10 protein-coding genes are annotated in these 12,652 nt (G+C 70.5%); 3 read left to right on the forward strand and 7 right to left on the reverse strand.

The features are described 5' to 3' along the window. Nucleotides 1-324: 324 nt before the first annotated feature. Nucleotides 325-1,332, reverse strand: coding sequence for a stage II sporulation protein M (locus ACIBU0_RS44405; RefSeq protein WP_398830621.1), 1,008 nt, complete (start codon nucleotides 1,330-1,332; stop codon nucleotides 325-327). A gap of 130 nt (nucleotides 1,333-1,462) precedes the next feature. Here ACIBU0_RS44405 and ACIBU0_RS44410 point away from each other — a divergent pair, with 130 nt between their 5' ends. Then, nucleotides 1,463-2,506, forward strand: coding sequence for an RDD family protein (locus ACIBU0_RS44410; RefSeq protein ID WP_398830624.1), 1,044 nt, complete (start codon nucleotides 1,463-1,465; stop codon nucleotides 2,504-2,506). 88 nt (nucleotides 2,507-2,594) lie between these two features. On the opposite strand, the gene ACIBU0_RS44415 is transcribed toward ACIBU0_RS44410, so the two are convergent. Both ACIBU0_RS44415 and ahcY read right to left on the reverse strand, forming a co-directional pair. Next, complete coding sequence (locus ACIBU0_RS44415) at nucleotides 2,595-3,209, reverse strand: hypothetical protein (RefSeq protein WP_398830627.1); 615 nt, start codon at nucleotides 3,207-3,209, stop codon at nucleotides 2,595-2,597. A 209-nt stretch (nucleotides 3,210-3,418) separates the two neighbouring features. Next, nucleotides 3,419-4,876, reverse strand: coding sequence for an adenosylhomocysteinase (gene ahcY / locus ACIBU0_RS44420; protein WP_398830630.1), 1,458 nt, complete (start codon nucleotides 4,874-4,876; stop codon nucleotides 3,419-3,421). A 518-nt stretch (nucleotides 4,877-5,394) separates the two neighbouring features. On the opposite strand from ahcY, the gene ACIBU0_RS44425 reads away from it, so the two are divergent. Together ACIBU0_RS44425 and lepB are read left to right on the forward strand one after the other, a co-directional pair. Next, complete coding sequence (locus ACIBU0_RS44425) at nucleotides 5,395-7,479, forward strand: fructose-specific PTS transporter subunit EIIC (protein ID WP_398830632.1); 2,085 nt, start codon at nucleotides 5,395-5,397, stop codon at nucleotides 7,477-7,479. Between the two features lie 108 nt (nucleotides 7,480-7,587). Then, complete coding sequence (gene lepB / locus ACIBU0_RS44430) at nucleotides 7,588-8,277, forward strand: signal peptidase I (RefSeq protein ID WP_398830635.1); 690 nt, start codon at nucleotides 7,588-7,590, stop codon at nucleotides 8,275-8,277. Between the two features lie 106 nt (nucleotides 8,278-8,383). Here the strand turns inward: lepB and ACIBU0_RS44435 are convergent, their stop codons facing one another. The 4 genes from ACIBU0_RS44435 to ACIBU0_RS44450 form a co-directional block, all read right to left on the reverse strand. After that, nucleotides 8,384-9,364 (reverse strand): cation diffusion facilitator family transporter, encoded by a 981-nt coding sequence (locus ACIBU0_RS44435; protein WP_398830637.1) that lies wholly within the window; start codon nucleotides 9,362-9,364, stop codon nucleotides 8,384-8,386. Nucleotides 9,365-9,527: 163 nt separating this feature from the next. Continuing rightward, entirely contained in the window at nucleotides 9,528-10,679 is a 1,152-nt protein-coding gene (gene manA / locus ACIBU0_RS44440) for a mannose-6-phosphate isomerase, class I (protein WP_398830640.1), read from the reverse strand. Nucleotides 10,680-10,875: 196 nt separating this feature from the next. Further along, a complete protein-coding gene (locus ACIBU0_RS44445; protein WP_398830642.1) occupies nucleotides 10,876-12,003 on the reverse strand; it encodes an SIS domain-containing protein in 1,128 nt (375 codons plus the stop codon). 210 nt (nucleotides 12,004-12,213) lie between these two features. Continuing rightward, entirely contained in the window at nucleotides 12,214-12,384 is a 171-nt protein-coding gene (locus ACIBU0_RS44450; RefSeq protein WP_020940431.1) for a Trm112 family protein, read from the reverse strand. Nucleotides 12,385-12,652 lie beyond the last annotated feature (268 nt).

The raw sequence follows: 12,652 nt of genomic DNA on the forward strand, positions 1-12,652 counted from the left end.
GGTCTTGCGTTTCCGACTCTATCAGATCTTTTTCCGATCCGATTTCCTCGGTGCTTTCCAGGTTCCCGCTCTCGCGTTTCCCTTTCCGGCGGTTCCGACTTTATCAGAACTTCCGGGCCGGACTAACCGGCCACTCATTTCCGAATCATCGGGAGGGGCTTCTTGGGAATCGATGTTCCACTGAAGCAGCTAGACACTCACTCTGCCCGGCTGGACTACATCCACTTCCAGGCAACTGTTCGAATCTACCTCCCCGCGCGCTCCGTGTCAACGGCTCTTGCGGGGCGAAGAGGAGACTAGCAGCTCAACAGGTGCATCCGCACATCAGGCCGCCGTGGGAACGGCAGCGCTGCGCTCCGTCGCCTCGACGTCGCCTGTCTCTCCAGTGCGGGCGGCACGGCCGCCGAGGACATAGACGTACGAGAGGAAGGCCAGCTCAGCTATGACGCCGATGCTGATGCGTGCCCATGTGGGCAGGCCGGACGGGGTGACGAAGCCTTCGATGGCGCCGGAGACGAAAAGGACCAGGGCGAGGCCTATCGCCATGCCGATCGCGGCTCGGCCTTCCTCGGCGAGGGCTGAGCGGCGGGTGCGGGGGCCCGGGTCGATGAGGGTCCAGCCGAGGCGCAGGCCTGTGCCGGCGGCGACGAAGACCGCGGTCAGTTCGAGGAGACCGTGCGGCAGGACGAGGCCGAGGAAGGTGTCCAGGCGTCCTGCCGAGGACATCAGACCGATGCCGACACCGAGGTTGAGCATGTTCTGGAAGAGGATCCAGAGCACTGGTAGGCCGAGAAACACGCCCAGGATGAGGCAGAGTGCGGCGGCCCAGGCGTTGTTCGTCCAGACCTGGGCCGCGAAGGAGGCTGCGGGGTGGCTGGAGTAGTACGTCTCGTACTGGCCCCCGGGACGGGTGAGCTCGCGCAGCTCGTTGGGGGCGGCGATCGATGCCTGTACGTCGGCGTGGGTGCCTATCCACCAGCCCAGGAGAGCCGCGACGAGGGTCGACAGGAGCGCTGTTGGTACCCACCAGTGGCGCGACCGGTAGACCGCGGCTGGGAAACCGTGGGCCAGGAAACGCGTGACGTCGCGCCAGGAAGCGCGCCTGGTGCCTGTCACGGCGCTACGCGCGCGTGCCACCAGTTGGCTGAGCCGTCCGGTCAGCTGAGGATCGGGGGCGCTGGACTGGATCAGGGAGAGGTGGGTGGCGGTGCGCTGGTAGAGAGCGACGAGTTCGTCGGCCTCGGCGCCGGTGAGGCGGCGCCGGCGCCCGAGGAGGGCGTCGAGGCGGTCCCACTCGGCTCGGTGGGCGGTGACGAAGACGTCGAGGTCCATCTGCTTTCCTGCTCCCCGGCTGTTCGTCGGCGACTCGGCGTGGATGTCAGCTTGTCGTACTGCGGCGCGATGCGCCCTCAGCTTGGCAGACTGGCCATTCCAGGGGCAGGTCAGGGGAAGGACGGACGGCGTGAGTGAGCTCGTGACGGGTGAGGCGGTGGCGCTGGAGTTGCGCCCTGCGAAACTGCCCAGCAGGGCGCTGGCCGTGCTGCTCGATCTTGCTGTGGCTGTGATCGCCTACATCGTCGTGACCATCGGCCTGGTGGCTGCCACCGCTTCTCTGGACGAGGCGGCGCAGACCGCGCTGTCGATCGCGACGTTCGTTCTGCTGCTGGTCGGCGGGCCGATCGCAGTAGAGACGCTCAGCCACGGGCGTTCGCTCGGGAAGCTGGCGTGCGGGCTGCGCGTGGTGCGCGACGACGGAGGTCCGATCCGGTTCCGGCATGCGCTGGTGCGCGGTCTGATCGGTGTGATCGAGATTCTGATGACGCTCGGCGTCGTCGCCGTCATCGCTTCGCTGGTGTCCGCGCGCGGGCGGCGGCTCGGCGATGTGTTCGCCGGAACTCTTGTTGTACGGGAACGGGTGCCGGTCGCGCGGACGGGCTTCGTTCCGCCGCCTCCGCCGTGGTTGGCCGGGCGGTTCTCGGGGCTCGACCTGTCGGCGGTTCCCGATGGTCTGTGGCTCGCCGTTCGCCAGTACCTGACGCGGATGCAGCAACTCGACCCACAGGTCGGCTGGAACATGGCGGAGCGACTCGCGACGGACCTTGCCGCGCGTACGGGCGCTCCGGCGCCGCAGGGCGTGCCACCGGCGGCGTATCTGGCTGCCGTTCTGCAGGAACGACAGGTGCGGGAGGCCCGGCGTGCCTTCGGAAAGGGGCCGGGTGCGGGCGCGGCACCTGCCGGCATCGGCGCTGCGGGCGGTACCGGCCCGGGTGGCGACGGGAGTCCTCTGGGTTGGGCGGGCAGTGCAGAGCGCGCACCGGGCGCATACGGCCCGCCGGTCATGCGCCCCGCCGCTGTTCCGCCGCCGTCTGGCGTGTACGGCGTGGGAGTGGCGTCTGCCGGGGGTCAGTCCGCCGTGGAAGCGGAGGCGGAAGCGGAGCCTTTCCCCGTACCCCAGGACGTGTCATCGACCGACCGGCCCACCACCGGCTTCGTACCGCCGGCGTAGCTCTTCCCTGTCTCCAGGGCGGGGCCCCCACCTAGCCCCTCCCCGCTTTCACTCCCGTGCCCCGCGTCGCCCCGGCAACCGGCCGTGCTCAAGCGAACGTGGACGGCGGCGTGTCCAGGTCCTCCAGTTCGATGCCGGGGGCTGCGAGGACCACGTCGCCCGCGATGTGTACGGCGTGCTGCTCGCCCGTGTCCAGGGCCGTGACCTGGTATTCGTCCACGGTCAGGGGGCCGTTGTCAGTGGCGTGTGTTTCTCTGTTCACCAAGGCCCAGGACTGGTCCACGGTGCGCGGGGCGAGGACCGGGTCCGTGAAGGCCACGAGGCGTACGCGAGTTGCGGAAGCGGAAGGGGTGAGGCGCAGGAGGCGAGTGGTGGCGATGAGGAATGCGGGGGATGCGCCGGTGAAGGCATGGGCGCGCACAGTGCCTTCCGTGGCGTGAGCCCCGGTGGGGTCGGTACGGACCCACGTGACGCCGTCGAGGGCGGCGCCGCGTACCTGCCAGCCGCCGGCGTGGAGTTCGAGACGGATGGGGCGGCCGAGTTCGTCCAGGGCGAGGTCGACGGAGCCGCTGTGTTCACCCGTGGGGGTGGTCAGCTGGGAGACGTAGCGCCAGCCGGAGGGGCCGGGGGCGCAGTGGAAATGCTCTTCTGCGAGGGGGGTGTGATCGTGCGGATCGTGGAGCGAATAACGGCCGCGGGGCATCGGGGTCCTGGGTCGTGACGGGCTGATCGGGACACGAGGGCCGATGAGGCCACTCGGGCCGACGGGGCAGGCCCCCGGCACGGGGGTGCGGGGGCCTGCCTCGGAGGATCTGCTGTTGAGGAGCGCGTCAGTGCACGGACGCGCTCACCAGGAGGTGCCTGTGCGGGTCGCGCTCAGCAACAGCTCGGCTCACTCGACAGCCGATCGGCTCAGTAGCGGTAGTGGTCCGGCTTGTACGGGCCCTCGACCTCGACGCCGATGTACGCGGCCTGCTCGGGGCGGAGCTTCGTCAGCTTCACGCCGAGCGCGTCCAGGTGAAGGCGGGCGACCTTCTCGTCCAGGTGCTTGGGCAGCGTGTACACACCGGTCGGGTAGGCGTCGGGCTTGGTGAACAGCTCGATCTGGGCCAGCGTCTGGTCTGCGAACGAGTTGGACATCACGAATGACGGGTGGCCGGTGGCGTTGCCCAGGTTCAGCAGGCGGCCCTCGGAGAGGACGATGATCACCTTGCCGTCGGGGAAGGTCCAGGTGTGGACCTGCGGCTTGACCTCGTCCTTGACGATGCCCGGGACCTTGGCGAGGCCGGCCATGTCGATCTCGTTGTCGAAGTGGCCGATGTTGCCGACGATCGCCTGGTGCTTCATCTTGGCCATGTCCGAGGCCATGATGATGTCCTTGTTGCCGGTCGTGGTGATGAAGATGTCGGCCTTGTCGATGACCTCGTCGAGGGTCGTGACCTGGTAGCCGTCCATCGCCGCCTGGAGGGCGCAGATCGGGTCGATCTCGGTGACGATCACGCGGGCGCCCTGTCCACGCAGGGATTCCGCGCAGCCCTTGCCCACGTCGCCGTAACCGCAGACGACCGCGGTCTTGCCGCCGATGAGGACGTCGGTGGCGCGGTTGATGCCGTCGATCAGGGAGTGGCGGCAGCCGTACTTGTTGTCGAACTTCGACTTGGTGACGGCGTCGTTGACGTTGATCGCCGGGAACAGGAGGGTGCCGTCGCGCTGCATCTCGTACAGGCGGTGGACGCCGGTCGTGGTCTCCTCGGTCACACCGCGGATCTCGGACGCCAGCTGGGTCCACTTCTGGGGGTTCTCGCCCAGGGTGCGGTGCAGGAGCTGGAGGATGACGCGGTGCTCGTCGGACTCGGCGGTCTCGATGGCCGGGACCTGGCCGTCCTTCTCGTACTCGACGCCCTTGTGGACGAGGAGGGTGGCGTCACCGCCGTCGTCCAGGATCATGTTCGGGCCGCCGGTGGGGGTGTTCGGCCAGGTCAGGGCCTGCTCCGTGCACCACCAGTACTCCTCCAGGGTCTCGCCCTTCCAGGCGAAGACCGGGATGCCCTGGGGGTTGTCGGGCGTGCCGTTCGGGCCGACGGCGATGGCGGCGGCGGCGTGGTCCTGGGTGGAGAAGATGTTGCAGGACGCCCAGCGGACCTCGGCGCCCAGGGCGGCCAGGGTCTCGATGAGGACGGCGGTCTGCACGGTCATGTGCAGGGAGCCGGTGATGCGGGCGCCGGCCAGCGGCTGCGCCTCGGCGTACTCCTTGCGGATCGCCATCAGGCCGGGCATCTCGTGCTCGGCGAGGGTGATCTCCTTGCGGCCGAACTCGGCCAGGGAGAGGTCGGCGACCTTGAAGTCCTGTCGGTTCTCGACAGTCGTCATTACGAGCTGCTCCTCGGGGTTGGGTCGAGGGTGGGTACGGCTGGTCTGCGCGGCGGCGGACACAGGGGTGCCCGAAGAGGACACAGGCATGCCCGCGTACGCGCAGCGCAGTCCGTCGGAGGCCCTCTCTCCCTCGGTCGGTCCGTGTCAGGACCGCCCGACCGCCATCAGCAGCGACGTCTGGCTCTGTCCCAAGCTACACCGGGATGCCCGGCCGTCCCCAGTCCGCCTCCGAACGGATCGCGCCATCACTGGGCTCGGGTTGGGGAGAGTGAGAGGCCGTTCGCGGGTTGGCCGCAGGTGAAGGGACGGCCGGGTGTGGAAGCGATGGGCGGGAGCGATAACAGGACACCAACGAACGGAGGGCAGGAGACGGCAAACCGGGACAGGGAGGGCGCTTTGCCTCTTTGAGTCTGTGGCGCGGTGGTGCAGGATGCCCCGGAGATCTGAACAACTGATCGATCTTGCGGGACGTCCGGGACGACGCTTCCGCATGACAAAGGCGTTAGGAGATCGATGTGACCACTCAGGCCGGCCCTCCCCCCACGGGCAGCGGAGGCGGCGAGCGGAAGCGGTTGAAGCTGCTCGCGGTGACCGCGTGCCCGACCGGCATCGCGCACACGTACATGGCGGCGGAGAAGCTTGCGCAGGCCGCCGAGAGCCGCGGTATCGACATGAAGGTGGAGACCCAGGGATCCATCGGGGCCGAAAACGTCCTCGATGACAACGATGTCAACACCGCGGACGGCGTCATCGTCGCCGCGGACAAGGACGTGGACCTGAGCCGTTTCGCGGGCAAGCGGGTCCTCACGGTCGGTGTGGCGGAGGGCATCCACCACCCGGAGCGGCTGATCGAGCAGGTGCTGTCGGCTCCCGTGCACACGGCAGGGGGCGCCCCCACGCGCTCCGCGACCGGTGGCAAGGAGCGGAGCGTCGGGTACAAGGCGCTGATGAACGGGGTCAGTTACATGATCCCGTTCGTCGTGGTCGGCGGGCTGCTGATCGCGATCTCGCTCTCGCTCGGCGGGCACACCGACCCGTCGGGCGGTCTGGTCATCCCGAAGGACTCCTTCTGGATGGACGTGAACAACATCGGCGTCATCGGCTTCACGCTGATGGTGCCGATCCTGTCCGGGTACATCGCGTACGCCATCGGTGACCGCCCCGCGCTCGTGCCGGGCATGATCGGTGGCTGGATCGCCAACACCGGTGAGCTGTACGACTCCAAGGCGGGCGCCGGGTTCATCGGGGCGATCGTGACCGGGTTCCTCGCCGGGTATCTGGTGCTGTGGATCAAGAAGGTCAAGGTCCCGAAGTTCGTGCAGCCGATCATGCCGATCATCGTGATCCCGATCGTGGCGACGACGGTGCTCGGGATGTTCTTCATCTACGTCCTCGGCAAGCCGATCTCCTGGGTGTTCGAGCACCTGACCGACTGGCTCAGCGGGATGACCGGCACCAGCGCGATCCTGCTCGGGGCGATTCTCGGGCTCATGATCGCGTTCGACATGGGCGGGCCGGTCAACAAGACGGCGTTCCTGTTCGGCGCCGGGCTCATCGCCACCGGCAACCAGACGGTCATGGGCATGTGCGCGGCCGCGATCCCGGTCATGCCGCTGGGGCAGGGCCTGGCCACGCTGATACGGAAGCGGCTGTACACCGAGCAGGAGCGGGAGACCGGACTCGCCTCGCTGTTCATGGGCTGCTTCGGCATCTCCGAGGGCGCTATCCCGTTCGCCGCGGCACGGCCCGCGCAGGTCATCCCGGCCAACATGCTGGGCGGTGCGGTGGCCGGTGCGATCGCCGGGGTCGCCGGCGTCGAGGACGCGGTGCCGCACGGCGGGCCGATCGTGGCCGTGCTGGGTGCGGTGAGCGGCGTACCGATGTTCTTCGTGGCCGTGGTGATCGGCTCGGTCGTCACCGCGCTGACGACGGTCGTCCTCGTCGACCTGGGTGAGCGCGGGCGGCGCGGGGAGGCGGTCGCCGCGCCGGGCGCGGGCGGGTCCGAGCCCGCGCTGGTGGGGGCGGGTGTGGCAGTGCCGGGCGCTGGAGCGGTCGTAGCGCGGGAGGCCGTACATGAGGCGGCCGCCACGAGCGCGTACCCCACGACCTCTCCGCAGGCCTCGGCTTCCGAGGACGCCTCGCCCGAGGTCCTCTCCGGCTATCTCACCGAGCAGACCGTGAAGGTCGAACTCGGTGCGGGCGACAAGGAGTCGGCGATCCGGGAGATGGCCGAGTTGCTGGCGCGCACCGGCAGGGTCGCGGACGTGGACGAGCTGGTCGCGACCGCGCTGCGGCGGGAGGCGCAGGGGACGACGGGGCTCGGTGAGGAGATCGCGATTCCGCATGCCAAGACGGATGCGGTCACCGGGCCGGTCGTCGGTTTCGCGCGGTCCGCGGAGGGCGTCGAGTGGGGCTCGCTGGACGGTACGAAGGCGAGGCTGGTGTTCATGATCGCCGTACCGGAGGCGGCCGCGGGTGACGAGCATCTGCGGATTCTTGCGCTGCTGTCGCGGAAGTTGATGGACGCGGGGTTCCGGGAGCGGCTGCTGGCGGCGCCGGACGAACCGGCCGTCCTCGGGGTGCTGCGCGAGGTGGGGTAGCGGGTGGCCGGGCCCGCGTCCGCAGGTCGGGCGCGGGCCCGCAGAGTCCCGTCGCAGTGAGCCGCTAGGCTCTGCGCCCGCGGATGGGCCGCAGGGAGAGGAACCGCAATGTCCGGCAAGGGGCGGGGGCTGGGGATCGCAGCCATCGTGGTGGGACTGGTGGGGCTGTTGTCGGGGGTGGGCGGTCTCGCCTACGCGCGGCATGCCTTCGGTGGCTCGGTTGTGTCGAGCGAGAGCATGACGCCGACGTACGGGCCGGGCGACCGCGTCGTGTTTGAGCGGATCGACGGAAGCCAGGTGCGGCGCGGGGACGTCGTCGTGTTTTCGGCGCCGGACCGGTACGGCTTCGAGGACCTGGTGATCGAGCGGGTCATCGGTGTGGGCGGCGACCGTGTGACGTGCTGCACGGGAGAGGGCGCGGACACCCGCGTCTCCGTGAACGGAAAGCCGCTGCAGGAGCCGTACCTGAAGAACCCGGAGGCCAGCCGTGGGTTCACCATGTCGTCCTACGACGTGCGCGTCCCCGAGGGGCGGCTGTTCATGATGGGCGACCACCGCGCGAACGCCCGTGACTCGCGCGCCTTCCTCGACGACCAGGGTGGGACGCTTCCGGAGTCCGCGATTCGGGGGCGCGTGATCGAGGACTACACCGTGCCGGTCGTCCTGGGGACGGCGATGATGCTCGGGGTGCTGCTGGTGCTGGTCGCGGTCGGTCTGGGGATCGCCGCCGTGGTCGTACGGCGGAAGGCGCGGGCAGCAGCGATGCCGCCTCCCCCGCCGTGGGCGATGCAGATCTGACGCAGATCTGCAGGAGACAGCCCCAGAAGACCGAGGGGCCCGCCGAGCAGTTCGGCGGGCCCCTCGCTGTACGGGAGGTCCGGTACAGGAAGTCCGGTACGGGACGTCAGTGCTCGGCACCGCTCGGTGCCGGTCCGCCGGGCGTCGCCTCGCGGTCGGCGCCCTTGGCTGCCTCGGTCTCGCTGTAGATGTCGGGCTCCAGGTAGATCACGCGGGCGATCGGGACGGCCTCGCGGATGCGGGCCTCGGCGGCGTCGATGGCGGAGGCGACCTCGGCGGCCGTGTCGTCGTGCTGGACGGCGATCTTGGCGGCGATCAGGAGCTCCTCGGGGCCGAGGTGGAGCGTGCGCATGTGGATGATGCGGGTGACCGTGTCGCCGTCGACGATGGCGGCCTCGATCTTGTTGACCTCCTCCACGCCCGCGGCCTCGCCGAGCAGCAGCGACTTGGTCTCGATGGCGAGGACGACCGCGATCAGGACGAGCAGGATGCCGATGCAGACGGTGCCGATGCCGTCCCAGACGCCGTCGCCGGTGAGCAGGGCCAGGCCGACGCCGCCCAGGGCCAGGACCAGACCGACCAGCGCGCCGAAGTCCTCCAGGAGGACGACGGGCAGCTCGGGGGCCTTGGCGTGGCGGACGAAGTCCTTCCAGGACTTCTTGCCGCGCAGGTCGTTGGACTCCTTGATGGCCGTGCGGAAGGAGAAGCCCTCGGCGATGATCGCGAAGACGAGGACGCCGACCGGCCAGTACCAGTGCTCGATCTCGTGCGGGTGCTTGATCTTCTCGTAGCCCTCGTAGAGGGCGAACATGCCACCGACGGAGAACAGGATGATCGAGACGAGGAAGGCGTAGATGTAGCGCTCGCGGCCGTAGCCGAAGGGGTGCTGCGGGGTCGCCTCGCGCTGGGCCTTCTTGCCGCCGACCAGCAGCAGGGCCTGGTTGCCCGAGTCGGCGAGCGAGTGCACGCCCTCGGCGAGCATCGACGAGGAGCCGCTGAACGCGAACGCCACGAACTTCGATGCCGCGATCGCGAGGTTGGCGGCGAGTGCCGCCACGATCGCCCTGGTACCGCCTGACGCGCTCATGTGTCGCGTTGTCCCTTCGCCTTCATAGCCTTCGTACGTACGCCGTCCAGGCCTCGCCGGCAGGAGCGCGTGGCCCCCCGGTCGGCTTTGCCCGTCCTTTGCCAGTGGGCCATTGTTGCAGCCCGGTCCGACAACGGCGCGCCGGGTCTTCGGATGCCCTCGGTCAGGCGACGACCGTGGCCCGGAAGACCGTACCGGCACCGGATACTTCGGCCTTTTCGCCCGCCGGTACGAAGACGGACCGGCCCGGCGTCAGTTCGTGCTCGCCGGCGCGGACGGAACCCGCCGTGCAGAGCAGGATCTGCGGGGTCGCGCGCGTGAGGTCGTGCGCGGGGGTGCCCTCCGGGAGGACGTACCGGGACAGCCGGAACTCGTCGATCGGGGTCTCGTAGACCTCCTCGCCGTCCGGGGAGGCCTCCGGGCGCAGCACGCCCGGGTCGCTCGGCTCGAAGCGGACGACGCGCAGGAGTTCGGGGACGTCGACGTGCTTGGGGGTCAGGCCGCAGCGCAGGACGTTGTCGGAGTTGGCCATGATCTCGACGCCGAGGCCGGCGAGGTAGGCGTGCGGGATGCCGGCGCCGAGGAACAGGGCCTCGCCGGGCTGCAGACGGACGTAGTTGAGGAGCATGGCGGCGATGACGCCGGGGTCGCCCGGGAAGTGGTGGCCGAGGACGGCGTAGGGGGCGTAGTCACCGCCGAGGCGGGAGCAGGAGGCCGCGGCCTCGGTGACGGTGCGGGCCATCTCGTCCGGGTCGGCCGTGAGGATGGCGGTGAGGACCTCACGCAGCGCCGCCTCCTCGGGGTGCGCGTGCAGCAGATCGACGTACGGCTTGAGGGAGTCGATGCCGAGGCCGTCCAGCAGGTCGGCGGCCTGGACGGGGTCGCGGAAGCCGCACAGGCCGTCGAACTCGGTGAGCGCGCAGATCAGTTCGGGCTTGTGGTTGGCGTCCTTGTAGTTGCGGTGCCCGGCGTCCATGGGGATGCCGCGGCGCTCCTCGTCCTCGTAACCCTCCTTCGCCTGCTCCAGGTTGGGGTGCACCTGGAGGGAGAGCGGGGCTCCGGCGGCGAGGATCTTCAGGAGGAAGGGCAGGCGGGGGCCGAACTTCGCCGCGGCCGCGGCGCCCAGTTCCCGCTCCGGGTCCGCCTCGATGACCTCGACGAGCGTGCCGCGGCCGGTGCGCGAGGGTGCGCCCGGGTGCGCGCCCATCCACATCTCCGCCTGCGGCTCGCCGGTCGGCTCGACGCCCAGGAGCTTCGGGATCGCGGTGGTGGAACCCCAGGCGTAGGGGCGGATGGTGTTGTCGAGGCGGTCCATGAGGCTCTCTGTCTGCTCTCTGTGCGGGCGACGCGGGTTCTGGACGCGGGCTGGTGAGAACGCGGGCTCTGGGCATGGTTCTCGACGCGGCTTCTGTTAGAACAGGGCGCCGTTCTCGTCGAGTACGGCGCGCGTTCGTCTTGTGTAGGGCTCCAGGTTCCTGTCGCGTACGGATGTCAGGGCGTCCTGGGACAGATCAAGCTGTCGAGGCGAGCGCCAGGTAAACGGCGGCGAAATCCGTGATGGCGATCAGTTCCGCGAGGGTCTCCAGTTCACCGCCCGGCTCCGGCTCCAGTTCGCTGATCGGCGTGTCATGGCTGAGGGCCAGGTCGCGGGCGGCGGGAGCGGCGGTGAGGCTGCTGATCGGGCGGTCGCGCAGCAGCACCACGCGCGCGTGCAGGGCGGGTGGCTCCTCGACGCGGTCGCGGAAGAAGTCGTCGGGGTTGGCGCCGGCGGCCAACGGGCCGGCGAGCAGGGCGCTGTGCGAGGCGAGTGCCTCGGGCAGTTCCGCGACCAGGGCGGGGTGGCCGGAGAGTTCGGCGAGCGCGGCGGCGAAACGGCGGCCGGCCGGGCCTGCGGAGACGCCCTCGGTCCAGATCACCGGGAGCGCGTCGGCGAGTTCGGCGGCCAGGGTCTTGGCGGGGTTGCTGTAGGTCGCGATGGCGGGGCCGCAGCGCTCGGCGATGTGGTCGAGGCGGTCGGCGATCTTCTCGAGGGCGTCGGGCGGGGCGGTGAGCACGCCGATGCGGTCCAGGAGCGCGAGGAGGGGGGTGAGCAGTGCCCACAGGACGCCGGGGGCGGAGGCGGCGAGGGGTTCCTCCTGCTCGTACGGGGCGGTCGCCATGGGCAGGAACAGGCCGTGGGCGCCATGCACCACGTCCTTGATCGGGGAGTCGGCCGGGGCGACGGCGACGACCGAGACGCCGCGGCGGTAGGCCTGCTCGGCGAGGAGGGAGAGGGACGGCTCGGTGCCGTCGGGGGTGGTGATCAGGAGCAGGTCCACGGAGCCGGCCCAGCCGGGCAGTTCCCAGCGCAGGGCGCCCGCGGCGGGGGCGACGCCGCTGGGGGCCAGTCGGGTGACGGGGCTGCCGGGGCCGGCGAGGGTGCCGAGGAGGTCGGCGACGCAGATGGCGGCGGCGCCGGGGCCCGCGATGAGCACGGCGCGGGGGCGGCCGTCGGGTTTGAGGTCGTGGACGCCGGCCTCGGCGGCGTGCCGGGCGGCGGTGCGGACGCGGGCGCCGGCTTCGGCCGCGCCGCGGAGGAGGGCACGCTGGTCGGCTTCGGCGAGCGCCTCCGGCGTGTCCAGCAGCGATTCGTCGAGCATGGGCGGCAGCCTCCGATCGCCGGGTCGTCTGGGGCGGGGCGGGTGTCCTGCGCGGGTGTGTGCGGCGGGGGGTTCGGCTCGGTCGCGGGTCGTTTTGAGGGCGTGCGGCGTACGTGCTCGGTCGCCGGGCCTTCTTGCGGGGCGTGGGGCCGTGACCGGTCGTCTTTGTTGTGGTGAGCGCGGCGGCGTATTACGCCGGGCGGGCGGGGCTTACGCCGGGCGGCGGGCCTCGTCGACCAGCAGGACGGGGATGCCGTCGCGGACGGGGTACGCCAGGCCGCAGTCCTGGCCGGTGCAGATCAGCTCGGCGTCCTGCTCCTTGAGCGGGGCGTGGCAGGCCGGGCAGGCGAGGATCTCCAGGAGGCCGGCTTCCAGCGGCATGGTGGGTCCCTTCTGGGGTGGGTGGGGGTGGTACGTGCGTGTGTGCGGATGTGCCTGGTCAGCGTACCGCCGGTGGGGGCGGGGTGCCGGGGTTGGGCTGGGGGTGGGGTGGGGTGGGGTGGGGTGGGGTGGGGTGGGGTGGGGTGGTTCGCCCCCGCCGCCGCTACCCATTCCCGTCCTGGGGGGGGGGCGCCCCCCCCCCCCCCCGGGGGGGGGGGGGGGGGGGGCGCGGCCCCCCCCCCCCCCCCCGGCGCGCGCCCCCCCCCCC

Source organism: Streptomyces sp. NPDC049627, from assembly GCF_044465645.1.
In the GTDB taxonomy this organism is placed as follows: domain Bacteria; phylum Actinomycetota; class Actinomycetes; order Streptomycetales; family Streptomycetaceae; genus Streptomyces.